We start from the raw sequence: 24,865 nt of genomic DNA, 5'->3' as shown, positions 1-24,865 counted from the left end.
GGGGCGCTCGTCGCCTCACGCCGGCTTGGCGCAATTGGTAGCGCACCGTACTTGTAATACGGGGGTTGCAGGTTCAAGTCCTGTAGCCGGCACCTTCTCCTGCGGAAAAGCTCGGGCCACCCGGGCGCTCAGGACCCGTGACGCGCGGTCACGCCTGGAACGGCGCCGTCGCGGCATCCACCCGGATCTGCTCGGCGGACAGGGCGCGGTCCTCCGGCGCCTTCGCGTACTCGTCGTAGAACGTCGCCAGCGACATGAGACGGTTGCCGTCCTCGTAATGCTCGCCCTCCTCCTCCCGCGTGACCGCGAAGAAGAGGCGATCGGGCTGGGCGTCGTAGACGGCGCCGAGGCACATGGGCCACGGGTAGGCCGTGACGTACATGTCGTATCCGGACAGGTCGCTGATGCCCCTCTAGCGGCGCGTCACGACAGGGCGTTCGCCAACACCACGAGGAACACCCCCGCCGCGGCGATCGTCACCAACCCGGCGAGCAGGGCACCGGCGACCGCGACGGCCCGCAGGGGTCCCGGACGGGTGGCCGCCTCCCACGCGAACAGGAGCGCGGTGACCCCCACGACGAGCATGATGAGGTCGCCCGCGAGGCCGACCGGCGCCCACACGACGCTCGCCATCGCTGCCAGCCCCGCCACCAACGCCATGACGTGGCGCACGTGGTTGCCGGGCGGGGCGGCGTCGGAGCTCACCTCGCCACTCCTCAACGCGGTCGCACGCGCAGCCACCGCACGCCGTGGGCGCTGAGGGTGAGACCGGCGCCCAGCCAGACCGGCGCCGAGGTGACGATGTCGAGCGCTTCGGGCGCCAGGCCCGAGAGCGTCAGGGCGTCGATCTCGACGGCCGAGTCGGCGACGTTGGCCATGACCAGCACGGCGAAGCCGTTGTCGCCGGGGCGGAGGAACGCGACGACGGAGGGGACGCGCGCGTCGAAGGCGATGAGCTCGTTGCCGGCGAACTCCGCCGTGGCGCGGCGCACGTCGAGCAGGCGCGTGAGACGGGCGAAGACGCGCCCGGCGGGGGTGCCGGCATCCGTCCGGTCGGCGTAGTTCTGCGCCGGACGATACGGCCGGTGCACCCAGCGGCTGTCGCCCGCCTCTTCGGGCCGGTCGGTGTAGCCGTAGTCGTTCAGCTGGGCGACCTCGTCGCCGAGGTAGAGGAGGGGGATCCCGCCGGTCGACAAGGCCAGCGCGTGGGCGAGGATGACGCGGTCCTCCCCGCCGGCGTCGCCCGCTTCGATCCCCGCGAGGGATGCCGTGGTGCCGGCCACGCGCGCATCGCCGGTGCGCGGGTTCTCCTGGAAGGGCACGCCGCGCGCGAAAGTGCCCTCGGCGCGTCCGACGTAGAAGTCGTTCAGGAAGCGGCGGTGGGGGTACCCGTCGATGCCGAGCTCCGCGGCATCCTCATCGGCGAAGGTCCACCCGATGTCGTCATGACTGCGGACGTAATTGACCCAGGCCGTGCCCGCGGGGAGGGCGTGGCGGCGTTCGAGGGCCTGCTGCAGGAGGCGTCCGTCGCGGGTGGCCAAGGCCTCCCAGGTCAACGCCATCTGCAGCGGGTTGTACGAGATCTGGCACTCCTCGGGCGAGATGTACGACACGACCTCGTCGGGGTGCACGATCGCCTCCGACTTGAACAGCAGCCCGGGGGCTGCCATGCGCAGCACCGCGTTGAACGCCTGCAGCAGCAGGTGCGCCTCCGGGAGCGATTCGCACGTGGTGCCGAGGCGCTTCCAGATGAATGCCACGGCATCCATCCGCAGGATCTCGACGCCCTGGTTCGCAAGGAACAGCATCTCGCCCGCCATGGCCTCGAAGACGGCGGGGTTGGCGTAGTTGAGGTCCCACTGGAAGTGGTAGAAGGTGGCCCAGATCCACCGCCCGTCGTCGAGCTGCACGAACGAGCCCGGGTGGTCGTCGGGGAAGATCTCGCGCGTGGTGCGCTCGTAGGCGTCGGGCATCTCGCGGTCGGGGAAGATGAGGTAGAAGTCCTCGTATCCGCGCTCGCCCGCGATCGCCTTCTGTGCCCAGCGATGCTCGTTGCTGGTGTGGTTGAAGATGAAGTCCACGACGAGCGAGATGCCGGCCCGGCGCAGCTCTGCGGCGAGCTCGGCGAGTTCGGCCATCGTTCCGAGCGCGGGGTTCACCCGACGGTAGCTCGACACCGCGTACCCGCCGTCACTGTTGCCCTCAGGGCTCTCGAACAGCGGCATGAGGTGCAGGTAGGTCAGCCCGAGCTCGCGGAAGTACGGGATGGAGTCCCGGATGCCGCGGAGTCCGCCGGCGTAGCGGTCGACGTAGCAGACACCCCCGACCATGCGCTCGTTCTCGAACCACTCCGGGTCGCTCCCGCGCGCACGGTCGAGGGCCTTCAGATCGGCGGAACGGGACGCCCAGGAGCGCCGCGCCAGATCGACCACGGATGCCAGACGCTCGAAGCCGTCGGGGCGCTCGCCGTAGAGCCGGGAGAACAGATCGTGGAGGCGGGGGAGATGCACCTCGGCGTTCGCGAGGAACTCGCGATCGACGTTGTCGGCGGTCAGGTCGGCGAGGATCGCCGAGACGTCGTGGGAGGTGCGCTGGAGCTGTGTCACGCAGGAAAGCCTGACGCATGGCGAGCGATTCCGTCGACAGCGGCACGGAAGCGCCGCGGCGGGCCGGGATCCGGCGCCCGTCCGCGCCCCCGTACGATCGAGCGTGGCCCCCGAGCGGGGGAGCGAGAGGAGAGCGGTGTCGGAGCGCGGATCGATCGGCATCGCCGTCGCCGGAGCGGTGCTGATCGGCGCCCTCACGGCGCTGCAGGCGCGGATCAACGGCACGCTCGGCGCCGAGATCGTTGACGGGTTCGTCGCCGCCGCGATCTCGTTCGGCTCGGGCCTGGCCCTCCTCATCGTGCTGTCGGCACTGGTCCCGCAGGGCCGACGCGGGTTCGGACGCCTCGTGTCCGGCATCCGGTCGCGGACCATTCCCGCCTGGATGCTGCTGGGCGGCCTCGCGGGAGCGTTCACCGTCGCGAGCCAGGGGCTGACGGTCGCGACGATCGGGGTCGCCCTCTTCACCGTCGGGTTCGTCGCGGGCCAGACCACCGGCGGTCTCGTTCTCGACCGCGTCGGCTACGGGCCGGCGGGGGTCGTGCCCGTCACGGTGCGCCGGGTCGTGGGGGCGCTGCTGGCCATCGGCGGCGTCGTGGTCTGCCTGTCGGGGGATGCCATCGGCGGTGTGCCGCTGTGGATGCTCGTCGTTCCGGCCATCGCAGGCGCGGGCGTCGCCTGGCAGCAGGGGACCAACGGTCGACTGCGCGTGCGCGTGGAGAGCCCGCTGACCGCGACGCTGGTGAACTTCATCGGCGGCACCGTGGTGCTGCTGGTGGCGGCGTTCGTGCACGTCGCGGTGGTGGGCGCGCCACGGGTCGTGCCGACGGAACCGTGGCTCTACGTCGGCGGAGCCGTGGGCGTGATCTACATCTTCCTGTCAGCCGTGGTCGTGCGTCGCACGGGCGTGCTGCTGCTCGGGCTCGGCTCCGTGGTCGGGCTGCTCACCACCTCGGTGCTGCTGGACGCCCTGTGGCCCGCTCCCGCCGCACCCTCGACACCGGTGGCGCTGCTGGCGGCCGCCGTCGCCATCGCGGGTGTCGTGGTCGCCGCGGTGCCGTTGCGGCGTCGCCGCCCCTGATCCCCTCCACCGGGGCATCGCGGCCGCGGACAACGCTCAGCACGTCCGCCGCGGACGCGACGACGCCGCCGACCGGAGCCGGCGGCGTCGAGGCCGTTCCCGCGGGGAGGTCAGAGGCGCGTCTCGTCGACCTTGCGCTTCTTCCTGCCGCCGGGCATGCGGGAGATGTGCTTCGCGGCATCCACGGTCTTGCGGCGGACCGGACGCGACATCGTCGGCTTGCCGCCGACGTAGAGCCAGCCCAGCAGCACCTCGTGCTTCGACAGGCCGTGGGCCTTGGCCAGCACCTTGTGGCGGGTGTTGTCGTCGGTGCGCCAGAACACCCCGAAACCTGCTTCGTCGAGCACGAGGCTCAGCATGTGGGCGACACCGGATGCCACGGCCTCCTGCTCCCACGCGGGGATCTTCTTCGAGCCGAAATCGGCCACCACCGCGATGATTAGCGGTGCGCGACGGGGCTTGGAGGAGTACCCCTTCTTGCCGTCGGCCTTGTTGAGTGCACGCGCGAGAAGGTCGCGATCGGCGCCGCGGATCTCGATGAGACGCCACGGCTTGAGGCTCTTGTGATCGGCGACGCGACCGGCGGCGGCGACGAAGGCCTCGAGCTCGGGGCCGGTGGGAGCGAGGTCGGTGACCTTCGACCACGACCGGCGGTCGCGCATGGCCTCGAGGGCGCTCATGCCCCGTCGGCGGGAGAGTCGGCCGGGGTGAAGTTCAGCGACAGGGAGTTCATGCAGTACCGGTCGCCGGTGGGGGTGCCGAAGCCGTCGGGGAAGACGTGGCCCAGGTGCGAGCCGCAGTTCGCGCACCGCACCTCGGTGCGCTGCATGCCGTGGCTGTTGTCGTCGAGCAGCTCGACCGCCTCGGGGCGCACCGACTCGTAGAAGCTCGGCCACCCGCAGTGCGAGTCGAACTTGGTGCCGCTCTGGAACAGCTCGTTGCCGCACGCGGCGCAGGTGTACAGGCCGGCGCGGCTCTCGTCGAGCAGCTCACCGGTCCAGGCGCGTTCGGTGCCGGCCTGGCGCAGCACCGCGTACTGCTCCGGGCTGAGCTCGGCGCGCCACTGGTCGTCGGACTTGTCGACGGCGTAGGTCATGTGTTCTCTCCTTCGTCTGCGTCCCATTCTCTCGTGCCCGGCCCCGGTCGGGTCGTGCTGCGATGATTCGAGGGTGGATCAGGATGCCGTGGATGCCGTCGTCGAGCGCTACGGGCGGTTCGCCCGCGAGGAGGCGCCCGGCAGATCCGCGCTCTACGAGGCATGGGCGCACCGCGTGGTCGACGACGCTGACGTCGCGGCCGCGCTGTCGTCGATCCCCGACACGCGACGTCAACCCTCGCTGGTCTTCGCCGTCATGCGCGTGCTGGGGGCGCCGATGGACGACGTCGACGCGTGGGCACGGTGGGTCCCCGCCCACGCCGACGAGATCGCCGCGCAGTGCCGCGTGCGCAGCGTGCAGACGAACGAACCGCTCCGGTGCGCGGCACTGCTGCCGGTGCTCGCGCGGATCGACGGTCCGATCGCGCTGCTCGAGGTCGGCGCGAGCGCCGGTCTGTGCCTGTACCCCGACCGATACTCGTACCGCTACCACCGCGGCGACGAGCTCATCGCCCTCGACCCGGTCGACGGTCCGTCGGCGGTCGAGCTGCACAGCGACCTGACCGGCGACCCCGCGTTCCGGATGCCCGAGATCGTCTGGCGCGCCGGGATCGACCTCAACCCGCTCGACGCTCGCGACACGGACGACCGGGCCTGGCTCGCGGGTCTGGTGTGGCCGGGGGAGGAGGGGCGGCGAGAGCGCATCGTCGCCGCCCTCGACATCGCCGCCGACGACCCGCCGCTCCTGGTCTCCGGCGACGGCGCGGACGCGCTGCCGGCGCTCGCCGCCCAGGCGCCGGGCGACGCCACGCTCGTGGTCACCACGCCGGGCGTGCTCGCGCACGTACCGCGCGCGCGGCGCGGGGCGGTCATCGATGCGGCCCGCGCCGCGGGGCGATGGGTGACCCTCGACGCTCCCGGGCTCCACGACGGATGGACGGGAACGCCGACCGCGGAGCGGGGCGGTTTCGCCCTCGCCCTGGACGGCGAGGTGCTGGGCGAGGTGGATCCGCTCGGCGCGTGGGTGGCGTGGCATCCGGGGCGGGGAGCGTCGGCGCAGTAGCGTGGCGGCGTGCCTCTTTCGGACCGCGACCTCGCCTTCCTCGCCTTCGAGGGTGAATGGCGGCGCCACGCGGGTGCGAAGGAGGAGGCGATCCGGGCGGAATTCTCGATCACGCCCGCCCGGTACTACCAACTCCTCGGCCGATTGATCGACACCCCCGACGCCCTCGCGCACGACCCGATGCTGGTGCGCCGGCTCCGACGTCGCCGCGATGATGCGGCCGCGCAGCAGCGCGCACGGCTGGGGCGGACGGCGACGCGCTGACGGGGCGCCCCGGCGACGACCGATAGCATCGTCCAATGGCCAGATCGACCTTCCCTCGGGATCGCTTCGACGACCTGCCCGACTCGACCGGCCGGGTCGGAGCGCACCGGGCCGAGCGACCGCGCACCCGCGGGTGGATCGTGTTCCTCTGGGCGGCCATCGCCACGCTCGTGCTCATCATCGTGGGCATCTTCGGATCCCTCGTGGTGTCGGGCCGCATCAGCTTCGGTGAGGATGCCGCGCCCGCGCCGACCGTCTCGGCGGAGTCGAGCGCACCGGCGGTCGTCGACACCTCGTACTCGGTGGTCGTGCTCAACGGCACCGGTCAGGACGGTCTCGCCTCGTCCGTTCGGGACCAGATCGTGGCGGCCGGGTGGGCCGGTGACACCGTCGAGACGGGCGACTCCGACTCCACCGACTTCGCGCAGACCACCGTCTACTACCTCCGCGACGACGACGCGGCGGCGGCGCAGGGCCTCGCTCAGACGATCGGCGGCGCCGAGGTGGCCCAGAGCGACTTCCTGCAGCCCACCGACGACCCGAACACCCCCGATGACGAGAGCGCCGTCAAGCGCCTCGTCGTGGTGATCGGCCTCGACCGCGCCTCCGGTGCGACCCCCTCCGCCGCGGCGCAGTGACCCCGCGTAGGCCGCGTGTTTCCGCGGCGTAACAAGTTGGGTGCGCGCGCGTCAACAATCGTCGGACGGGCCGATTCGGCGGCATCCGGCGTGCTTACGATGACCGGGTCATCCAGCAACAGGAGATTCGCATGACGCAGGGCACCGTCAAATGGTTCAACGCCGAGAAGGGCTACGGGTTCATCACCGTGTCCGATGGGCAGGACGTGTTCGTCCACTACTCGAGCATCGAGATGTCGGGCTTCCGGGTCCTCGAGGAGGGCCAGGCGGTCGAGTTCACCGTCGGCACCGGTCAGAAGGGCCCTCAGGCGGAGTCCGTGCGACTGGCCTGATCCGCTGGCTCGAACGCCGTGGCATCCCCCTCCGGATGCCACGGCGTTCGTCGTCTCACCGACGGTGTCGCGGCTTGCACTCCCCAGGGGCGAGTGCCAGAATGAGTTAGCACTCGCTTTCGTCGAGTGCCAAAATCTGGAAGTCACCCGTCCGGGAGGGACGACACACTTATGGCAAAGATCATCGCTTTCGACGAAGAGGCCCGCCGCGGTCTCGAGCGCGGCCTCAACACGCTGGCCGACGCCGTCAAGGTGACCCTGGGCCCGCGCGGTCGCAACGTCGTGCTCGAGAAGAAGTGGGGAGCCCCCACGATCACGAACGACGGCGTCTCGATCGCCAAGGAGATCGAGCTCGACGACCCGTACGAGAAGATCGGCGCCGAGCTGGTCAAGGAGGTCGCCAAGAAGACCGACGACGTCGCGGGTGACGGCACCACCACGGCCACCGTCCTCGCCCAGGCACTCGTTCGCGAGGGCCTGCGCAACGTCGCCGCCGGCGCCGACCCCATCAGCCTGAAGAAGGGCATCGAGAAGGCCGTCAAGGCCGTCACCGACGAGCTCCTCTCCTCGGCCAAGGAGGTCGAGTCCAAGGAGCAGATCGCCGCCACCGCGTCGATCTCGGCCGCCGACCCCGCGATCGGCGAGCTCATCGCCGAGGCCATCGACAAGGTCGGCAAGGAAGGCGTCGTCACCGTCGAGGAGTCGAACACCTTCGGCACCGAGCTCGAGCTCACCGAGGGCATGCGCTTCGACAAGGGCTACATCAACCCCTACTTCGTCACCGACCCCGAGCGTCAGGAAGCGGTCTTCGAAGACCCCTACATCTTGATCGCGAACCAGAAGATCTCCAACATCAAGGACCTTCTGCCGATCGTCGACAAGGTGATCCAGGAGGGCAAGGAGCTCCTCATCATCGCCGAGGACGTCGAGGGCGAAGCGCTCGCGACCCTGGTGCTGAACAAGATCCGCGGCATCTTCAAGTCGGTCGCCGTCAAGGCCCCCGGCTTCGGCGACCGCCGCAAGGCGCAGCTGCAGGACATCGCGATCCTCACCGGCGGCCAGGTCATCACCGAAGAGGTGGGCCTCAAGCTCGAGAACGCGACCGTCGACCTGCTCGGCCGCGCGCGCAAGGTCATCATCACCAAGGACGAGACCACGATCGTCGAGGGTGCCGGCGAGTCGGAGCTGATCGAGGGTCGCGTGACCCAGATCCGCCGCGAGATCGAGAACACCGACAGCGACTACGACCGCGAGAAGCTCCAGGAGCGCCTCGCGAAGCTCGCCGGTGGCGTCGCCGTCATCAAGGCCGGAGCCGCGACCGAGGTCGAGCTCAAGGAGCGCAAGCACCGCATCGAAGACGCCGTGCGCAACGCCAAGGCGGCGGTGGAAGAGGGTGTCGTCGCCGGTGGTGGCGTCGCGCTCATCCAGGCCGGCAAGACCGCTCTCGCGAACCTCGAGCTCTCGGGCGACGAGGCGACCGGTGCGAACATCGTGAAGGTCGCCATCGAGGCGCCGCTCAAGCAGATCGCGCTGAACGCCGGTCTCGAGCCCGGTGTCGTCGCCAACAAGGTCTCGGAGCTCCCTGTGGGCCACGGCCTGAACGCCGCCACGGGCGAGTACGGTGACCTGTTCGCACAGGGCATCATCGACCCCGCCAAGGTGACTCGTTCGGCCCTGCAGAACGCGGCATCCATCGCCGGTCTGTTCCTCACGACCGAGGCCGTCGTCGCCGACAAGCCCGAGAAGGTCGCCGCTCCCGCGGGCGACCCGACGGGCGGCATGGACTTCTGATCCACGCCTGACGCCTGAGAACGCCCCCTCCTTCGGGAGGGGGCGTTCTCCGTTCCACCGGTGAGGCAGCGGGATGAGGGGTGTCTCCTCCGCAGGCGGTCCGGCGCAGACGCATCCGATTTCGTATGCGCGGCCGTTGATCGGGCGGAATCCGTCGCCGACTCGAGCTCGGCGACACGGGTATTGGCACCCCGGCGCGGCCTGCCCGGCCGGGCGTCGGGTCGACCGCGCGACGGACGCCGGTCAGGCGTCGGTCGCGGGGCGGTAGTCGTCGGGCAGTCGCTCGAGCGGCTGGGTCTCGATGAGCGCGTGCTCCTGCGCGTCGCGGCGGTCGGCCAGCGGCAGGGAGACCCGGAATGTCGCCCCGCCTCCGGGGGTGTCGTGCACCGCGACGGTCCCGTGCAGGAGATCGACGATGGATGCCACGATCGACAGACCCAGCCCGGAACCTCCCGTCTCGCGCGTGCGCGAGGTGTCGGCGCGCCAGAAGCGCTGGAAGATCTGATCGCGGATCTGCTCGGGAACGCCCTCACCGTGGTCGATGATCTCGATCCAGCCCATGTCGTTCTCGGCATCCACTCCGACGCGCAGACCGATGGGGGAGTCGTCGGCGGTGAAGCGGCGCGCGTTGCCCAGGAGGTTGGCCACGACCTGGCGCACCTTGTTCTCGTCTCCGAGCACGATCGGCGCGAGTCGCGGGGCCGAGCGGGTGACGCCGGCCGGCGGGGCGGCCGGGGCCGCCACGGGGGCTTCCCCGGTCGTCGCGGCCGGGTCGGCGGCATCCTTCGTCCGGCGACGCAGGCGCGATAGCGTCGCCCCCGCGATCGCCATGGCCGAGGTGGTCGGGGCTCCGCGGCGCCGGATCGCGGCCTCGGCGGGCTGGCCGCCGGCATCGAGCAAGGGATCGAGGGTGATGGTGGGGAGCACCAGCTCGTCGCGCGAAGTGGTGTCGTCGACCGTGACCTCGCGCTGCGGGGAGGTCACGCGCAGGTCGAGCGCAGCGTCCCGCGCGATCGGCCGCAGGTCGAGGGCGGTGATCGAGACGTCGCGGCGCTCGTCGAGGCGGGCGAGGGCGAGGAGGTCCTCGACCAGCGCGCCCATCCGGATCGCCTCCTTCTCGATGCGCTCCATCGACTGGGCCACGTCCTCGTCGGAGCGGATCGCCCCCATGCGGTACAGCTCGGCGTATCCGCGCATGGTCACCAGCGGCGTGCGCAGCTCATGGCTCGCGTCGCCGATGAACCGGCGCATCTGCCGCACCGTGGCATCCCTCTGCCCGAGGGCGCCGTCGATGCGCGCGAGCATCGCGTTGATCGCGGTCTTCAGCCGCCCCACCTCGGTGTCGGGGACGATGTCGGTGAGGCGCTGGCTGAAGTCGCCCGCCGCGATGTCCATCGCGGTCGTCTCGACCTGCCGGAGGTTGCGGAACGCCAGGGTGACCAGCCAGCGGGTGAGGAGGGCCGTGGCGATGAGGATGAGGAGCGCCACGAAGGCGTAGATGCCGATGTAGGCGGCGACGATGCGGTCGGTGGGCGCCAACGGCTGGATGATCATCTGCGTGTAGACGCCGGGATTGCCCTGCGGCTGCAGCACGCCGACGCGCGCGAGGAAGTGCTGACCCGAGTCGGGGTCTTCGAGCTCGATGCGGCGGTCGATCTGCAGATACGTCTGCTCGAGCGTGAAGTCCTGCGGGATCTCGGGCAGCGTCGTCGACGCGGTGCCGTTGTAGAACGCCTCGCGCCGACCGTCGGGGCCGTAGACGACGACCATCGATCCGATCTGCGGGGCGTTCTCGACCTGCGTGAACTCGATGCCGCCGTCAACAGGGGTGGTGGTGAAGATGCTGTTCGCGATGCTGCCCGCCGCCTGCTGCGCCAGCTGCTCGTCGAGGTTGTTCACCAGGGTGGTGCGCAGGAACACCATGGTGCCGATGCCCGCGGTGAACAGACCGATCGCGAGGAGCGCGACGGTCACGCCGGTGACCTTGGTCCGAAGGCTCAGGCCCCGCCACCAGCGCGTCAGGGCATCGTCGGAGGGCGACAGGACGGATGCCTTCCGCTCAGGCGCTCTTGCCCGACTTCAGCATGTAGCCGAAGCCGCGCTTGGTCTGGATGAGCGGCTCGGAGGAGTGCGGATCGATCTTGCGACGGAGGTAGGAGATGTAGCTCTCGACGATCCCCGCGTCGCCGTTGAAGTCGTACTCCCAGACGTGGTCGAGGATCTGCGCCTTCGACAGCACGCGGTTGGGGTTGAGCATGAGGTAGCGCAAGAGCTTGAACTCCGTCGGGCTGAGGTCGATCGACACGTCGCCGACGCTGACGTCGTGGGTGTCCTGATCCATCGTCAGCTCGCCGGTGCGGATGATCGACTCCTCGTCGGCCTGCATCGTGCGACGCAGGATCGCCTGGATGCGGGCGACGATCTCGTCGAGGCTGAACGGCTTGGTGACGTAGTCGTCGCCGCCGGCGTTCAAGCCCTCGATCTTGTCCTCGGTCTCGTCCTTCGCGGTGAGGAAGAGGATGGGCGCCGTGTAGCCGGCACCGCGCAGGCGCTTGGTGACGCTGAAGCCGTTCATGTCCGGCAGCATCACGTCGAGCACGATGAGGTCGGGTTCTTCTTCCAGCACGGCCGAGATCGTCTGCGCGCCGTTGGCCACGGCTCGCACCTGGAAACCGGCGAAGCGCAGGCTCGTGATGAGCAGGTCGCGGATGTTCGGTTCGTCGTCCACGACGAGGATGCGAGGAGCTGTCATCCCCTCATTATCGTGATGCGACCCAGCAATGTCCTGGATATGGAACGGAAAGCCGCGTGCTGGTATGCGTCAGGCGGCGGCGGCGTCGATCCCGTCGGCATCCAGGATCGTGTAGGCGTAGCCCTGTTCGGCGAGGAAGCGCTGGCGGTTCTGGGCGAAATCCTGGTCGACGGTGTCGCGCGCGATGAGCGTATAGAAGCTCGCCGTGTGGTTCGACTGCTTCGGCCGCAACAGGCGTCCGAGGCGCTGGGCCTCCTCCTGGCGCGAGCCGAACGAACCCGACACCTGGATGGCGACGGAGGCCTCGGGGAGGTCGACCGAGAAGTTCGCCACCTTCGACACGACCAGCAGAGGGATGCTGCCGTCGCGGAAGCCCTGGAACAGTTCCTCACGCTCGGGGACGGGGGTGGCCCCGGTGATCTGCGGGGCGTTCAGGGCCTCGGCGAGTTCGTCGATCTGGTCGAGGTACTGCCCGATCACCAGGACGCGCTCACCCGGATGCCGCTGAACGAGGCGGCGGGTGACGTCGATCTTCGCGGGGGCGGTGGCGGCGAGGCGGTAGCGGTCCTCGTCGGCCGCGGCCGCATACTCGAGACGCTCGTCGGCCGGGAGGTCGATGCGCACCTCGTAACAGGCCGCGGGGGAGATGAAGCCCTGGGCCTCGATCTCCTTCCACGGCGCGTCGAAGCGCTTGGGTCCGATGAGGCTGAAGACGTCGCCCTCGCGGCCGTCCTCGCGCACGAGCGTCGCGGTCAGCCCCAGGCGGCGCCGAGCCTGCAGATCGGCGGTGAGCTTGAAGACCGGGGCGGGGAGCAGATGCACCTCGTCGTAGAGCACGAGACCCCAGTCGAGCGCGTCGAGAAGGGCGAGGTGGGCGTACTGGCCTTTCCGCTTGGCGGTGAGGATCTGGTAGGTCGCGATCGTGACCGGCTTGATCTCCTTGACCTGGCCGGAGTACTCGCCGATCTCCTCGGGGGTCAGCGTGGTGCGTCGCAGCAGTTCGTCGCGCCACTGCCGCGCGCTGACGGTGTTGGTGACGAGGATGAGGGTCGTCGTGCGCGTGTCGGCCATGGCTCCCGCGCCCACGAGCGTCTTGCCCGCGCCGCAGGGGAGCACGACGACGCCCGACCCGCCCTCCGAGAACGAGTCCACCGCCTGACGCTGGTACGGACGCAGACTCCATCCGTCTTCGGCGAGGTCGATCGGGTGCGGAGTACCCGGGGTGTACCCCGCGAGGTCTTCGGCGGGCCAGCCGATCTTCAGCAGCTCCTGCTTGATGTGTCCGCGCGCCCAGGCGTCGACCAGGTAGCTGTCCGGGGTCGGATGCCCGATCAGCAGGGGAGAGATGCGCTTGTTGCGGGAGACCTCGCCGAGGACGGCGGCATCCGTCGACCGGAGCACGAGCGCGCCCTCGTCGTCGCGCTCGATGACCAGGCGCCCGTACCGGTTCACCGTCTCGCGGATGTCGGTGCTGACCGACGCGGGGACGGGGAAGCGCGACCATCTGTCGAGCGTCTCGAGCATCGCTTCGGCGTCGTGGCCGGCCGCGCGCGCGTTCCACAGTCCCAGGCGCGTGATGCGGTAGGTGTGGATGTGCTCGGGTGCGCGCTCGAGCTCGGCGAAGACCGCGAGCTCGTGCCGCGCCGTCTCCGCCTGGGGGTGGGCGACTTCGAGGAGGACGGTGCGGTCGCTCTGCACGATCAAGGGGCCGTCGGACATAACGTCCGATTCTACCGGGGTCGACGGACGGTGGACGTCGCCTGGCCTCAGTCGACGGGAGCGACCCCGTCGATGTGCGACAGCGGAAGCGTGCGCTCGACGTCGGCTGCGCGGTCTCGTCCGCGCAGCCGTCCGCCGCCGAGCCCGGTCGCCTCGAGGCGGAACACCCGCGCCGACCCGTCGGGCAGGCGGACGGTCACGTCGACGACCGCCCGGGCGCGCACCGCCTGGTCGAGCTCGCGCTCCAGCCACGCGGCATCCGAGTCCTCCGCGCCGCTGCGCAGGCGCTCGAGCAGTGGCGCGTAGACCTCTGCGGGGTCGGCCGCGGGCTGCTCCACGCCCGCGAGTCTGGCGCGCTCGAGGGCGCGCGGCCGGCCGCCGGCGTCGACGGCGACCGCGGGGTAGTGCGCGTCGGTGAGCGCCCAGAACACCACGTCGGCCGACACGTGCGACACGAGATCGTCGTCGTCGCGGGAGAGCGCGATCGAGCGCAGCGACTGGTCGACCTCCATCGCACGCCGCAGCGTCTCGTCGTCGGTTCTCACGCGTGTGAGGTGCGTGTCGGCGTCGACGCTCACGCGCACGCGGCCGTGCTCGGCGGAGGTGCGTTCGATGACATAGGCGAGGGGCTGCGGGAGACCCGTGAGCGAGATTCCGGTGAGGAAGTCGCGCAGCGAGTCCGCGGTCTCGCCGGCGGTGATGGCCGCACCGACGGTGGCGGCACTGAAGCGATAGCTCGATGCCTGGGCCCGGGATTCGCGCGCCGCCATCGTGCGCAGTCTCACGTCGAGGTGGGGCGCGAGCGGCCCCGGCGCGATGGCGGTCAGGTCGTTCTGCAGATACACGCGGTCGACCTCGGGCGGCAGCAGTTCCACGAGCGCGGAGGTGTCGAGCTCGCCGCCGGCGGCGAGGGGCACGGTCCAGGGCGCGAGGCGCCCGTCGGCGTCGAGAAGCCCCCACCGCACGAGTCGCCGGATCCACAGCGCTGCGCGTTCGGGGCCGTCGGGGTCGAAGGGGGTGGCGTCGGCCCAGCGGTCGCTGGGGATCCATCCGCCGTCGTCGGACCGGTACGCCCGGGGGAGTGCGTCGCGCAGGGCGACCGCCGTGCGGCTCCAGCGTTCGAGCGTCGGCAGGCGCAGCCACGAGCGACCGGACGACGACACCAGCCACGCGCGATCGTTCGCGCCGAGCAGGCCCACGTCGGCGGCGAGACCCACCAGGAGGTCGGCCTCCGCGGCCGACGTGACGGCTCCCGCGTCGACGAGTCGCCGCCGTTCGGTCGCGCCGAGGGAGCCCGACCCGATGCGACCGAGGGGGGACTCGAGCGTGAGCATGAGGACGTCGGCGACGGAGGCGGCGTTGGTGAACGCGGCTTCCGCGGCCGCCGACGCCGTCTCGGGGGACGCGATCGGCGTGGATGCCGGTCGGGCGGCGGGAAGGCCGTCGGGGAACGCCTCGTGCACCGCGGCCGCGACAGGGGGGAACGGGATGCCGTCTTCGCCGACCAGCGCGTGGGCCATCAGCGCGTCGCGCGCGGAGCCGCCGGCCGCAGTGCCGCCGACGGCATTGACGAGGGCGACCGCTTCGTCGCGCGTCAGGGTCGGGAGTTCGCGGGCGACCGAGGCCGGATCGAGAAGCGCCTCGGCGGCGTCGAACATGTCGCGCCACGTGCTCGACGGCGACACGTGGCGCCCGGCGAACAGTCGCGCCAGATCGGCGTCGTCGCGCGCGCCCAACGAGACCGCCAGTGCGCGTTGTGCGGAGGTCTCGGGCACGTCAGCGGGCCTTGTTGGCCCGCGCCCTTCGGACGAAGCTCATGATGAGGACGGCGAGTAAGCACGCGAAGGCGATCGGGGGAGCGATGTAGACGATGACCCCGATGGTCGGCCAGAGACCCGAGCCCATGTCGGCGCCCGAGCTGGAACCCACGATGATCGCGAAGAAGCACACGATCGACAGCACGAGGAGGCCCAGCGACATGAACGCCAGAATGCGGTCGATACGTCGGACGGGAACGTCGTCGCCCGGCGTGCTGCCGCCGGTGGTGCGGGTGCTCATCGCGCTCAGCCTACTGCCTGGCGCCGGTGTCGTAGGCTGGAAGACCGGGATCCGTTCGGCTCCCGCGTTCCGCCGCGCGTTCGCGCACATATCCAGCGAGGTGTCCATGCCCACCGGCAAGGTCAGGTTCTACGACGACGAGAAGGGCTTCGGCTTCATCAGCACCGATGACGGCCAGGACGTGTTCCTGCACGCCACGGCTCTGCCCGCCGGGACCCCCGCCCCGAAGGCCGGAACGCGCCTCGAGTTCGGCGTGGCCGACGGCAAGCGCGGACTCCAGGCGCTGTCGGTGCGCGTGCTGGACGCCCCGGTGAGCCTGTCGAAGCGGTCGCGCAAGCCGGCCGACGACATGGCGATCATCGTGGAGGACCTCGTGAAGCTCCTCGACGGCATCGGTGGCGACCTTCGTCGCGGCCGGTACCCCAACGGCCCGCACGCCCAGAAGATCGCCGCGGTCCTGCGCAAGGTCGCCGATGACTTCGAAGCCTGAGCAGGTGGATCCCTCGCAGGTCGCCGACGAGCGGCTGACCGGCGCGCACGACCTCGCGCTCGCTGCCCTGCACGAGATCACCGCCGCCGACACCGTCGGCCCTGCCGCGGGGTACACCCTCGAAGAGGACGGCGTCGTCTCCCTCCGTTTCCACACGCGCCTGTCGGGATACCCCGGATGGTTCTGGACGGTGAGCGTGGCGGTGGTCGAGGAATCCGACCCGACGGTGCTCGAGGTCGAACTGCTCCCCGGTGACGGCGCGCTGCTCGCCCCCGACTGGGTGCCGTGGGCCACGCGGCTCGCCGAGTACCAGGCTGCCCAGGCTGCGGCCGCGGCCGCGGGCGCCGCCGAGGATGCGGACGACGAGGACGCGGAAGACGAGGACGCGGAAGACGACACGGACGACGACGACGATGAGGACGAGCCCAAGGCCCGCTTCCACGCCGGCGACCTCGACGGCGTCGACATCGACGAGCTCGACGCGGACCGCTCGGCCGGCGACGAGTCGGACGACGATGACTCGGATGACGACGAGTCGGACGACGATGACTCGGACGACGATGACTCGGATGACGACGAGCCGGACGAAGACGATGCGGACGACGACTTCGACGAAGACGACGACGAGCGCGAACGCAGCTATTGAATTCCGCCTCTGACCGACGAAGGCCGCCCCGCGGGATGCGGGGCGGCCTTCGTCGTGGGTGGCTCAGGCGCCGGGCAGGCGCTCGATGGTGTAATCGATCGCGGCGATGAGGCGGCGGACGTCCTCGGGCTCGATCGAGACGAAGGTCGCCACCCGCAGCTGATTGCGACCGAGCTTGCGGTACGGATCGGTGTCGACGATGCCGTTCGCGCGCAGGCTCTTCGCGATGGCGGAGGCGTCGATGCTGTCGTCGAAGTCGATGGTGACGACGACGGGGGAGCGGTCGGCCGGGTCTGCGACGAACGGGGTCGCGAACTCGCTGGCATCCGCCCACTCGTAGAGGGCCGCAGACGATTCCGCCGTCCGGGCGCCCGCCCACGACAGACCCCCGTTGTCGAGGATCCAACCGAGTTGCTCGTCGAGCAGCAGCAGGGTCGCGAGCGCCGGGGTGTTCAAGGTCTGCTGAAGCCGTGAGTTGTCGAGCGCGTTCTTCAGGCTGAGGAATTCGGGGATGTAGCGATCGGATGCCGCGATGCCCTCGATGCGCTCGATGGCGGCGGGCGACACGGCGGCGTACCAGAGCCCGCCGTCGGATCCGAGGTTCTTCTGCGGGGCGAAGTAGTAGACGTCGGCCTGCGTCACGTCGAAGTCGATGCCGCCGGCGGCGCTCGTGGCGTCGACCACGGTGAGCGCTCCGGCGTCGCCCGCGACGCGGGCGACCGGGACGGCGACGCCCGTCGAGGTCTCGTTGTGCGGCCACGCGTAGACGTCGACACCCTCCACGACCTCGGCCACCGCGCGGGTGCCGGGCTCCGCCTTGCGGACGTCGGGGGCTTGCAGCCACGGCGCGGCGGCGGCGGAGGCGAACTTGCCGCCGAACTCGCCGAAGACGAGGTTCTGGCTGCGGTTCTCGATGAGGCCGAAGGCCGCGGCATCCCAGAAGGCCGTCGACCCGCCGTTGCCGAGGATGATCTCGTAGCCGTCGGGCAGACGGAACAGCTGCGACAGGCGCTCGCGCGTGCTGGCGACGAGGTTCTTCACGGGAGCCTGGCGGTGCGAGGTTCCGAGGATGGACGCCCCGCGGGTGACGAGGGCCTCGAGCTGCGCACCGCGCACCTTCGAGGGGCCGCACCCGAAGCGGCCGTCGGCGGGCAGGAGGTCGGTGGGGAGTTCCACGTGCGGCATGGGTCCGATTCTAGGGTCCCGCCCCTCCGGCGCCCGCGCTCGTGTCGGAGGGGGTCGGTAGGCTGGGAGGACTTGCCGCGCGACATCGAGGACTGCTGAATGACCGACCTGATCGACACCACCGAGATGTACCTGCGCACAATCCTCGAGCTCGAGGAGGAGAAGATCGTGCCTTTGCGTGCACGCATATCCGAGCGCCTCGGCCACTCCGGCCCGACCGTGTCGCAGACGGTGGGGCGCATGGAGCGCGACGGCCTCGTCGTGGTGTCGGAGGACCGTCGCCTCGAGCTCACCGACGACGGACGCCAGAAGGCGGTCGACGTCATGCGCAAGCACCGTCTCGCCGAGCGACTGCTCAGCGACGTGATCGGACTCGACTGGGCCTACGTGCACGACGAGGCCTGCCGGTGGGAGCACGTCATGAGCGAGCAGGTCGAGCGTCGTCTGGTCGAGCTGCTCGGTCACCCCACCGAGTCGCCCTACGGCAACCCGATCCCCGGCCTCGACCAGCTCGGCGACACCGCGAGCTCGACGTTCGACGACGGCGTCGTCGGGCTCGTCCGCAAGCTCACCGACGCGGGCGGCCCGATCTCGGGCACGGTGCGTCGTCTCGCCGAGCCGGCGCAGGTCGACCCCGAACTGCTGCAGCAGTTGAAGGCCGCCGGCGTCCTTCCCGGGGCGCGCGGCGACTACCGCTTCAACGAGGGGTACGTGCTGGTGCAGATGGAGGGCGTGGATGAGGGGCTGGAACTGCCGGTCGAGGTCGCGTCGCACATCTTCCTCGTCGCGGAGGCGTGAGCGACCCTCAGAAGGTCGAGGCTGAGCCTTCGCCGGGCATCGGGTGCTCACCGGGTGCGGAGCGTGACTTGTTCGTTATCTTCGGGTAGCCTCTGAGGGTCCACAGGCGAGAAGCCCGCCGTCGGACCCCTCGCGGTTTGCCTCAACGGCTCGTCGTCCGCGCAGGGTGAACCCCGCACACCGTGCCCCCATCATCGAGTGCTGACGAGCCAGCGTCGCAGACGCAGAGGCGCCGGAGGAACTTTGGCTGAACACAACGATCCCGCTGCGGACCTACCCGAGGTCCCTGCGGCGGGTCCCACTCGCAAGAGCACGCGCGCAGAGGTCGCTCGACCCACTCGCCGCCCGGTGCCGACCCGCACGGCCACGACCGTCGCCCGAACCGCCCCGGCGCGGAACGGGTCCAGTGCGCGCCGCGTCGGCAAACCGCTGCGCAGTGCCGTGATCCTCTCGATGGTCGCCGGCCTGGTGGCCACGGTCGCCATCCCCGCCTACGCGGCCACGATGCCCGCGGCCGAGACGGTGTCGCTGCAGCAGATGTCGGCCCCCGACAACCAGTCGCTCGTCGTCGCCTCCGACGCGACCGCCGAGGGCCTGGATCGCAGCAGCTACTCCGCCACGACGGCGGAGGAGATCCAGAAGAAGAAGGACGAGGAGGCGGCCGCCGCCGCCGCCGCGGCTGCCGCCGAGCGCGCACGGCAAGCGGCATCCACCGCCGGCTCGTCGGTGTCGAACGTCGACCTCACCATGACCGCTCCCGGCTCCGGCCAGGTCCGTTGGCCGTTGACCAGCTACATCCTCGGTCGCGGCCTGTGGGACTCCGGTTACCATCAGGGCGTCGACCTGCTGGCGCCCGGCGGGCAGCCGATCTTCGCCGCTGCCGCGGGCGTCGTGAGCGTGTCGTCCGAGAGCTACGGCGGTTACGGCGTCGGCATCGTGATCGAACACGTGATCAACGGCCAGAAGGTGTCGACCACCTACGGCCACATGACCTATGGCAGCCGCCAGGTGCAGGCCGGTCAGACGGTCGCCGCCGGTCAGCTGATCGGCCTCGTCGGCTCCACCGGCAGCTCGACGGCGAACCACCTGCACTTCGAGGTGCACATCAACGGTTCGGTCGTCGACCCCTACGCGTGGCTGCAGCAGAACGCGGGCTGACCCCTTCGCGGTGAAAGCGGCGTGCCGGAGGCGATCGTTCTCCGACACGCCGCTTTCCGTTTCCCCCTCCACCCGACCCCGGGCGTGTCGCAGTGGGTTAGCCTGTCAGCGACGTCGGAAGAACCGGAGGGAACGCCGATGAACACCAGTCCGCGCATCCGCACCATGGATGCGCTCGGGCTGCTCGTTCTTCGGCATCGTGTGTTCGGATGCCGCGACTTCGTCGCGACCACCCAGGCGCTGTCTGTCTAGACAGCGCCTTTTTTCATGCCCCTGCGCCTCTGCCGTCGTCGCGAGTCGAACATCCGAGAAGCCGTCTCGGCCATTCGAGAGGAAGCGAAATGCGCACACTGGTCCTGAACGCGGGCTACGAGCCCCTTGCCGTCGTGTCCTTCAAGCGAGCACTCGTGCTCGTGATGAATGAGAAGGCCACGGTCATCGAACGCATCGAGGAGGATCCGGTCTGGGCAGCGGCCGGAACCTACGACCGCCCGGCGGTGATCATCCTGACCCGCTACGTCCGGGTGCCGGGTGCCCGCCAGGTGCCGGTCACGCGCCGCGGGGTGCTGCGGCGCGACGCGCACCGGTGCGGCTACTGCGGCAAGGCGGCGTCGACGATCGACCACGTGCTGCCGCGCTCGCGGGGCGGGAAGGACACGTGGGAGAACCTCGTGGCCTGCTGCCTGGCCTGCAACAACATGAAGGGCGACCGCACGCCGCAGGAGATGCGGTGGGAATTGCGACTCGTCCCCGCTCCGCCGCGAGGGTCGTCGTGGACGGTGCGCGGCGTCGACAAGAGCGACCCGCGGTGGGAGCCCTACCTGGCGCTCGCCGCCTGACTCGACGTCACCGGGTGGCCCGGCCGAAGCCCTCTGCTCGGCCGGGACTGGGGTGTACGCGCCTGTCGTGCCCCGGCCGGCATCTCTCTCGGCCGGGTCCTCGGCGTGCGTGACTGTCTCGCCCCGGCCGACGTTTCCCTCGGCCGGGTCCTCGGCGTGCGTGTTCTGAGAGGCCTGGCGGTTCCCGTGCGCGGCCGCGACGGCTCCGTCGCCGCGGCGGTGAACGTCTCGATGAGCAGCGGGCGGCACTCCCGGGAGACGGTGGTCGAGAGGTTCGTGCCGTCGATGATGCGCGAGGCCGCCGCGATGCAGGCCGACCTTCGGTTGCTCTGACGCGCCTAGGTACTACGGAGATCCTCGGGCGATCCGCCCTCCGCTCCTCTCCGCTCGGTAGGGTCGACATGTCGGCGCGATCGATTCCGCGACGACGTGGGGGAGCCTTCCGAGTCGAAGCTGCCCCGCGTCCGCGAGAGAGCGTCGGTCGCCGCGGATCAGCGCGGTGCAACCCCCCGCGGAAGGACAGCCCCCGATGACCTCCGACATCTCCGCCCCCGGATCCCCCGTCGATCGCACGGGCCTGATGGACTCTCCGCCCGAGGAACGATTCGACCGCATCACGCGCCTCGCACGTGAGCTCTTCGACGTCGACTACGCCCTGGTCAACATCGTCGATGACGACGAGGTCTACACGAAGGCGCAGCCGGACGGACCGCGCTTCGGGCGCTCGCCGCGAGAGGCCGTCTTCTGCGGCGAGACGGTGAAGCAGCAGGGCATCCTCGAGGTCGACGACGCCACCGCCGACGACCGCTTCCGCGACATCGCCGCCGTCACCGAGTACGGAATGCGCTTCTACGCAGGCTTTCCGCTGCGCACCGACGACGGCGACGCCGTGGGCACCCTGTGCCTGCTCGACTCGGACTCGCGCTCCCTGACCGACGCGCAGCGCAGGAGCCTCGAGCAGTTCGGACGCTGGGCGCAGGCGGAGGTGCGGCAGAGCGAGGCGGACGCGCCCGCTTCCGCTCCCTCGGCCGGACGCGAGGAGCGAGGAAGCGCCGACGGGGTGCGCTTGGCATCCCTCGCCATCCCGCACGGCGTCGTGAGCGGTGATAGCAGCGGCTGGCAGCAGGTGGGCGGTCGGGTCGTGGTCACCCTCGCCGACGTGATGGGCAAGGGCGAGGCCGCCGGGGCCGTCGCCGACGCCCTGCTCGCCGCCCTGCAGGCCCGACGCGACATGGACCCCGTGCAGGCGATGCTCTCAGTCGAGGACGAGGCGCGTACCGACGGCCGCTACCGCGACGTGTTCGCGACCGTCTTCCACGCCGTGGTCGACGCCGCGTCCGGTACGGTCGACTTCGTCGATGCCGGTCACGGTCTGACCCTCGTGCTGCACGCCGACGGCACGAGCCAGCGCCTGGACTCGCGCAATCTCCCGCTGGGCCTGCGTCCCGCCGACGTCGAGTGGGAGCCGGGTCGTGTGCGCGTCGGTCGCGGCGACCTGATCGTCAGCGTGTCGGACGGTGCCCTCGACGCGTACGACTCCACCCTCGAGAGCCTCCGCATGATCGGCGACGACCTGCGCGCGGCCGCCGACACCGGCGGGTTCTTCGACGAGCTCGCGCTGAAGGTCTCCACGCACGAGGTCGACGACGACGTCACCGCCGTCGTTCTGTCGGTGCACTGACCGACCCCGGAACACGGATGCCGGGTCCTCGCGGTCGCGCGAGGCACCCGGCATCCGTCGTTCCGGCCGTCAGCGGGGGATGACGCCGAAGAGGAAGCGCTTGCGGACCATGAAGAAGATGATCCCGATCACCGCCGCGTGGATGAGCGTGCCCTGCCAGAAGCTGCCGCGGTCGAGCCCGGGGATGTTGGCGACGGCGAGCACGAAGAACACGTGCACGATGAAGACGTACAGGCTGGCCTGGCCGAGGGGGATCCAGAGCCAGCCCATGCTCTTCTCGATCGGCTTCCAGGCGACCGTCAGCACCGCGTAGGTGCACACCAGAACGAGCGGCAGGTCGAGCAGGCGGCCCCACTCGAGGAAGATCCGCTGATAGCCCGAGTCGTACAGGTTCGCGTACAGATCGGCGGGGAAGGGCACGGGGGTGAATCCGTACGCCTGGCCGGCCCAGAGGTAGACCAGGATGCCGGCGTAGCCGACCACGAAGACACCGACGCCGATCTTGCCGGGCAGGGTCGTGAGCGCGCGGATGATCCGACGACGGTAGTACCCGATCACGAGGCCGTGGGTGAACAGCACCTGCCACAGCGCGAGGGGGAACACCGCGTCGAATTGCGACGGCAGGCGCATCGCCTCGGGGGCGAACCCGTGCAGGACGTAGACGCCCCAGCTGAGCGCGAGCACGAGCCACCACAGGCGGCGCTTGATGAGCCACATCAGCGCGGGATACGCCAGGCTCAGCACGACGAACAGGCCCATGATGTTGAAGGGCCACGGGCCCATCTCGAGCAGCAGGAACTGCCGCACGGCGTACCACGGCGGCGGGTAGTCGAGCAGACGCTCGCCGTTGGGGTAGAGGTCGTACACGCGCCCGCTCTCGCCGGAGCCGCCCTCGCCCGTCCCGCGATCGGTGAAGGTGGTCACCGCGGAGGCGTCGACGAAGGGCAGGAAGCCGATCGCGAAGACGACCAGGATGACGGCCAGGGCGACGAGGTACTGCTTGCGCGCGCGTCCCCATGCCGCCACCGCCGCACCCCACTCGCCCGCCCGGGCGACCGCCGCGGGGAAGACCATGCCCAGCACGATCCCGCTCAGCAGCACGAACAGCTCGGCGCCGGTGATCGCGCCGATCGCCTTGAGCGAGGCGTACGCGAACGGGCTCGTGACCTCGATGTGCGTCACGACCACCACCACGATGATGAAGCCGCGCACCATGTCGATGCGAAGGTCGCGACTGGCCGAGCTGTCGTCATAACGCCACTTCGGCAGGGCGCGGCCGATGATCCCGGATGCCAGGAAAGCGACCGCGAGGACGGCGGCGCTGCCGGTGATCCAGTTCATCTCCTCGTTCGGCTCGGACCCGCCCTGGCGCACCTGCACGGTGGCCGCCACCCCCTGCTCGGGGGTGACCACATCGGAGACCGGTCCCCACCGGATCAGGCCGGTCGAGAGCAGGTCGTCGCGGAGGGCGGTGGCGAGCTCGCCGTTCGCGGTCGCGCGCCAGTCGACCTCGCGGCCGCCGGCCTCGGCCTCTTCGCGCACCACCTCGAGCCACGTGATCCCGGTGATGAGGGGGTGGTCGCCGAGCTCGGCGAGCACCTGCGTCCACCACCCGCGCTTCACGGCGAGTTCCGAGTCGCCCTCGCGACCGAAGTCGTACAGGGCGCCGGTGTCGAGCAGGAGCGGCTTGCCTTCGCCCACGGCGAAGCGGTCGTAGAACGACTCGCGCTGGCCGGTCGTGTAGCCCCAGCGCTCGTCGAGCCGGGCGGCGACCTCGCCGTCCTCCGGGGCGGTGTTCTGCTCGAGCGGCACGTCGCGGCCGGCGGCGGCCGCCGCCTCGCCCTTGCCGAAGTAGTACAGCGACAGTCCCACGCGGTCGACGGAGTCGGCATCCGGGAAGTACGGACCGTACGGGTCGTCGGCCTCGGTGAACAGGCCGTCGCGGTCGGTGTCGATCGCGGCGCGATCGCGGGCGGTGATGGCGTCGAGGCGGCCGTCGGCGCGCTCGAAGGGGTACCCGGCGCCGTACGAGGGGCTCCACACCATCTCGGCCTCGGACGAACCAGCGTGCACCGCCGCGGCAACGTCCTCGAACGCGGCGACGTAAGCCGTGGGCTGTTGTCCCCACGACACCCACGAGCCGTTCATCTCCGGGGCGAAGCGCACGAACTGCTCGGTGCCGTACTGCGAGTGGTAGCGCTCGAGACGCATCGTCAGCTCGGCCGCGTCGGCGTCGGTCAGGGCGTCGAGCCCGACCGAGGGTTCGAGCGTGAGAACCAGCGAGGCGCCCTGCCCCGCGACCTGCAGGGCGGCGTGCTGCCACTCCGAGATCGAGCGCGCATCGAGCGGGTAGGACAGGCGCACGCTGTACATCGCCGGGGTCTCGCCGAGGCGGTTGCGATAGCCGTCGGGGCCGTCGTTCCCCCAGTCGAGCTCGGGGCCGAAGCGCACGCCGTCGATCGCGGGGGCGGGCGGGGTCGTGCTCGGGGTGGCGGACGGCGTCGCAGATGCCGCGGGCGCGTCGGGGGTGGCGGTGGATGCCGGGGTCGCGGGCGCATCCGTGACCGCCGTGGCCCCCGGTGCGGCAGGCGCCGCCGCGAGGGCGGGAGCGGCACCGATCAGAAGGAGCGCGGCGGAGGCCCCCACGGCCGCCGCGACCCGTCGGATCACG

At 70.5% G+C, this 24,865-nt stretch carries 25 protein-coding genes and 1 tRNA gene; 14 read left to right on the top strand and 12 right to left on the bottom strand.

Annotated features, from left to right (window positions below; translation table 11 throughout):
• Positions 1-19: 19 nt before the first annotated feature.
• A tRNA-Thr gene (locus tag B0B15_RS13155) sits at positions 20-92 on the top strand.
• Positions 93-148: 56 nt separating this feature from the next.
• Here B0B15_RS13155 and B0B15_RS13150 read toward each other — a convergent pair.
• From B0B15_RS13150 to B0B15_RS13140, 3 genes are read right to left on the bottom strand one after another with little or no spacing between them, the layout of a single operon-like run.
• On the bottom strand, positions 149-382 hold the full coding sequence (locus tag B0B15_RS13150; RefSeq protein WP_076676796.1) for a tRNA-specific adenosine deaminase: 234 nt from the start codon (positions 380-382) through the stop codon (positions 149-151).
• Between the two features lie 41 nt (positions 383-423).
• Positions 424-705 carry a hypothetical protein gene (locus B0B15_RS13145; RefSeq protein WP_076676794.1) on the bottom strand — a complete coding sequence of 94 codons (282 nt, stop codon included), beginning with the start codon at positions 703-705 and terminating at the stop codon, positions 424-426.
• Positions 706-716: 11 nt separating this feature from the next.
• Positions 717-2,555 (bottom strand): alpha-amylase family protein, encoded by a 1,839-nt coding sequence (locus tag B0B15_RS13140; RefSeq protein WP_256334324.1) that lies wholly within the window; start codon positions 2,553-2,555, stop codon positions 717-719.
• 187 nt (positions 2,556-2,742) lie between these two features.
• Between B0B15_RS13140 and B0B15_RS13135 the strand changes: the two genes are divergently transcribed.
• Complete coding sequence (locus B0B15_RS13135) at positions 2,743-3,684, top strand: DMT family transporter (protein ID WP_176776657.1); 942 nt, start codon at positions 2,743-2,745, stop codon at positions 3,682-3,684.
• A gap of 110 nt (positions 3,685-3,794) precedes the next feature.
• Here the strand turns inward: B0B15_RS13135 and B0B15_RS13130 are convergent, their stop codons facing one another.
• Positions 3,795-4,364: a nitroreductase family protein gene (locus B0B15_RS13130; RefSeq protein WP_076676792.1), complete on the bottom strand. Its 570-nt coding sequence runs from the start codon at positions 4,362-4,364 to the stop codon at positions 3,795-3,797.
• Positions 4,361-4,780 carry a peptide-methionine (R)-S-oxide reductase MsrB gene (gene msrB / locus B0B15_RS13125; protein WP_076676790.1) on the bottom strand — a complete coding sequence of 140 codons (420 nt, stop codon included), beginning with the start codon at positions 4,778-4,780 and terminating at the stop codon, positions 4,361-4,363. Before msrB ends, B0B15_RS13130 begins: the two co-directional genes overlap by 4 nt.
• 73 nt (positions 4,781-4,853) lie before the next feature.
• Here msrB and B0B15_RS13120 point away from each other — a divergent pair, with 73 nt between their 5' ends.
• The 5 genes from B0B15_RS13120 to groL all read left to right on the top strand — a co-directional run bounded on the left by B0B15_RS13120 (position 4,854) and on the right by groL (position 8,868).
• Positions 4,854-5,843 carry a DUF2332 domain-containing protein gene (locus B0B15_RS13120; RefSeq protein WP_076676788.1) on the top strand — a complete coding sequence of 330 codons (990 nt, stop codon included), beginning with the start codon at positions 4,854-4,856 and terminating at the stop codon, positions 5,841-5,843.
• A gap of 9 nt (positions 5,844-5,852) precedes the next feature.
• The gene (locus tag B0B15_RS13115; RefSeq protein ID WP_076676786.1) at positions 5,853-6,107 is read left to right on the top strand and encodes a DUF3263 domain-containing protein; all 255 of its coding nucleotides are present in this window, start codon (positions 5,853-5,855) and stop codon (positions 6,105-6,107) included.
• Positions 6,108-6,142: 35 nt separating this feature from the next.
• Positions 6,143-6,745: a LytR C-terminal domain-containing protein gene (locus tag B0B15_RS13110; protein WP_076676784.1), complete on the top strand. Its 603-nt coding sequence runs from the start codon at positions 6,143-6,145 to the stop codon at positions 6,743-6,745.
• 131 nt (positions 6,746-6,876) lie between these two features.
• Positions 6,877-7,077: a cold-shock protein gene (locus B0B15_RS13105; RefSeq protein WP_076676782.1), complete on the top strand. Its 201-nt coding sequence runs from the start codon at positions 6,877-6,879 to the stop codon at positions 7,075-7,077.
• Between the two features lie 171 nt (positions 7,078-7,248).
• Positions 7,249-8,868 (top strand): chaperonin GroEL, encoded by a 1,620-nt coding sequence (gene groL, locus B0B15_RS13100; RefSeq protein WP_076676780.1) that lies wholly within the window; start codon positions 7,249-7,251, stop codon positions 8,866-8,868.
• Positions 8,869-9,111: 243 nt separating this feature from the next.
• Here groL and B0B15_RS13095 read toward each other — a convergent pair whose 3' ends face one another.
• The 5 genes from B0B15_RS13095 to B0B15_RS13075 form a co-directional block, all read right to left on the bottom strand.
• Positions 9,112-10,791, bottom strand: coding sequence for a sensor histidine kinase (locus B0B15_RS13095; protein ID WP_176776665.1), 1,680 nt, complete (start codon positions 10,789-10,791; stop codon positions 9,112-9,114).
• A 136-nt stretch (positions 10,792-10,927) separates the two neighbouring features.
• On the bottom strand, positions 10,928-11,620 hold the full coding sequence (locus B0B15_RS13090) for a response regulator transcription factor (protein ID WP_076676776.1): 693 nt from the start codon (positions 11,618-11,620) through the stop codon (positions 10,928-10,930).
• A gap of 69 nt (positions 11,621-11,689) precedes the next feature.
• Positions 11,690-13,339 (bottom strand): DNA repair helicase XPB, encoded by a 1,650-nt coding sequence (locus B0B15_RS13085; protein WP_076676774.1) that lies wholly within the window; start codon positions 13,337-13,339, stop codon positions 11,690-11,692.
• A 47-nt stretch (positions 13,340-13,386) separates the two neighbouring features.
• Positions 13,387-15,114 carry a helicase-associated domain-containing protein gene (locus B0B15_RS13080; RefSeq protein ID WP_076676772.1) on the bottom strand — a complete coding sequence of 576 codons (1,728 nt, stop codon included), beginning with the start codon at positions 15,112-15,114 and terminating at the stop codon, positions 13,387-13,389.
• A gap of 1 nt (position 15,115) precedes the next feature.
• Positions 15,116-15,397: a multidrug ABC transporter ATPase gene (locus B0B15_RS13075; protein WP_076676770.1), complete on the bottom strand. Its 282-nt coding sequence runs from the start codon at positions 15,395-15,397 to the stop codon at positions 15,116-15,118.
• A 106-nt stretch (positions 15,398-15,503) separates the two neighbouring features.
• Here B0B15_RS13075 and B0B15_RS13070 point away from each other — a divergent pair, with 106 nt between their 5' ends.
• Together B0B15_RS13070 and B0B15_RS13065 are read left to right on the top strand one after the other, a co-directional pair.
• Entirely contained in the window at positions 15,504-15,887 is a 384-nt protein-coding gene (locus tag B0B15_RS13070) for a cold-shock protein (RefSeq protein ID WP_076676768.1), read from the top strand.
• Positions 15,871-16,533: a DUF3027 domain-containing protein gene (locus B0B15_RS13065; protein ID WP_076676766.1), complete on the top strand. Its 663-nt coding sequence runs from the start codon at positions 15,871-15,873 to the stop codon at positions 16,531-16,533. Before B0B15_RS13070 ends, B0B15_RS13065 begins: the two co-directional genes overlap by 17 nt.
• 63 nt (positions 16,534-16,596) lie before the next feature.
• On the opposite strand, the gene serC is transcribed toward B0B15_RS13065, so the two are convergent.
• Positions 16,597-17,718 carry a phosphoserine transaminase gene (gene serC, locus B0B15_RS13060; RefSeq protein WP_076676764.1) on the bottom strand — a complete coding sequence of 374 codons (1,122 nt, stop codon included), beginning with the start codon at positions 17,716-17,718 and terminating at the stop codon, positions 16,597-16,599.
• Between the two features lie 99 nt (positions 17,719-17,817).
• On the opposite strand from serC, the gene B0B15_RS13055 reads away from it, so the two are divergent.
• The 5 genes from B0B15_RS13055 to B0B15_RS13035 all read left to right on the top strand — a co-directional run bounded on the left by B0B15_RS13055 (position 17,818) and on the right by B0B15_RS13035 (position 22,194).
• Positions 17,818-18,516: an iron-dependent transcriptional repressor DtxR gene (locus tag B0B15_RS13055; RefSeq protein ID WP_076676762.1), complete on the top strand. Its 699-nt coding sequence runs from the start codon at positions 17,818-17,820 to the stop codon at positions 18,514-18,516.
• 348 nt (positions 18,517-18,864) lie between these two features.
• Positions 18,865-19,674, top strand: a complete 810-nt coding sequence (locus B0B15_RS13050; RefSeq protein WP_256334311.1) for a M23 family metallopeptidase — start codon at positions 18,865-18,867, stop codon at positions 19,672-19,674.
• Positions 19,675-20,015: 341 nt separating this feature from the next.
• Positions 20,016-20,513 (top strand): HNH endonuclease, encoded by a 498-nt coding sequence (locus tag B0B15_RS13045; RefSeq protein ID WP_076676758.1) that lies wholly within the window; start codon positions 20,016-20,018, stop codon positions 20,511-20,513.
• A 156-nt stretch (positions 20,514-20,669) separates the two neighbouring features.
• Positions 20,670-20,846: an IclR family transcriptional regulator gene (locus B0B15_RS16530; protein WP_176776658.1), complete on the top strand. Its 177-nt coding sequence runs from the start codon at positions 20,670-20,672 to the stop codon at positions 20,844-20,846.
• A 196-nt stretch (positions 20,847-21,042) separates the two neighbouring features.
• The gene (locus B0B15_RS13035; RefSeq protein ID WP_076676754.1) at positions 21,043-22,194 is read left to right on the top strand and encodes a SpoIIE family protein phosphatase; all 1,152 of its coding nucleotides are present in this window, start codon (positions 21,043-21,045) and stop codon (positions 22,192-22,194) included.
• Positions 22,195-22,263: 69 nt separating this feature from the next.
• On the opposite strand, the gene opgC is transcribed toward B0B15_RS13035, so the two are convergent.
• Positions 22,264-24,864, bottom strand: a complete 2,601-nt coding sequence (gene opgC / locus B0B15_RS13030; protein WP_256334312.1) for an OpgC domain-containing protein — start codon at positions 24,862-24,864, stop codon at positions 22,264-22,266.
• Position 24,865 lies beyond the last annotated feature (1 nt).

The organism is Microbacterium sp. RU1D, from assembly GCF_900156435.1.
In the GTDB taxonomy this organism is placed as follows: domain Bacteria; phylum Actinomycetota; class Actinomycetes; order Actinomycetales; family Microbacteriaceae; genus Microbacterium.
Note: the sequence above shows the minus strand (reverse complement) of the source record. Positions and strands in the feature narration are given on the sequence as shown.

Coding starts and splice junctions, on each gene's coding strand:
- B0B15_RS13150 (WP_076676796.1), bottom strand. CDS start 382: ATGTACGTCACGGCCTACCCGTGGCCCATGTGCCTCGGCGCCGTCTAC.
- B0B15_RS13130 (WP_076676792.1), bottom strand. CDS start 4,364: ATGAGCGCCCTCGAGGCCATGCGCGACCGCCGGTCGTGGTCGAAGGTC.
- msrB (WP_076676790.1), bottom strand. CDS start 4,780: ATGACCTACGCCGTCGACAAGTCCGACGACCAGTGGCGCGCCGAGCTC.
- B0B15_RS13110 (WP_076676784.1), top strand. CDS start 6,143: ATGGCCAGATCGACCTTCCCTCGGGATCGCTTCGACGACCTGCCCGAC.
- B0B15_RS13105 (WP_076676782.1), top strand. CDS start 6,877: ATGACGCAGGGCACCGTCAAATGGTTCAACGCCGAGAAGGGCTACGGG.
- groL (WP_076676780.1), top strand. CDS start 7,249: ATGGCAAAGATCATCGCTTTCGACGAAGAGGCCCGCCGCGGTCTCGAG.
- B0B15_RS13095 (WP_176776665.1), bottom strand. CDS start 10,791: ATGGTGTTCCTGCGCACCACCCTGGTGAACAACCTCGACGAGCAGCTG.
- B0B15_RS13090 (WP_076676776.1), bottom strand. CDS start 11,620: ATGACAGCTCCTCGCATCCTCGTCGTGGACGACGAACCGAACATCCGC.
- B0B15_RS13085 (WP_076676774.1), bottom strand. CDS start 13,339: ATGTCCGACGGCCCCTTGATCGTGCAGAGCGACCGCACCGTCCTCCTC.
- B0B15_RS13075 (WP_076676770.1), bottom strand. CDS start 15,397: ATGAGCACCCGCACCACCGGCGGCAGCACGCCGGGCGACGACGTTCCC.
- B0B15_RS13070 (WP_076676768.1), top strand. CDS start 15,504: ATGCCCACCGGCAAGGTCAGGTTCTACGACGACGAGAAGGGCTTCGGC.
- B0B15_RS13065 (WP_076676766.1), top strand. CDS start 15,871: ATGACTTCGAAGCCTGAGCAGGTGGATCCCTCGCAGGTCGCCGACGAG.
- serC (WP_076676764.1), bottom strand. CDS start 17,718: ATGCCGCACGTGGAACTCCCCACCGACCTCCTGCCCGCCGACGGCCGC.
- B0B15_RS13055 (WP_076676762.1), top strand. CDS start 17,818: ATGACCGACCTGATCGACACCACCGAGATGTACCTGCGCACAATCCTC.
- B0B15_RS13045 (WP_076676758.1), top strand. CDS start 20,016: ATGCGCACACTGGTCCTGAACGCGGGCTACGAGCCCCTTGCCGTCGTG.
- B0B15_RS13035 (WP_076676754.1), top strand. CDS start 21,043: ATGACCTCCGACATCTCCGCCCCCGGATCCCCCGTCGATCGCACGGGC.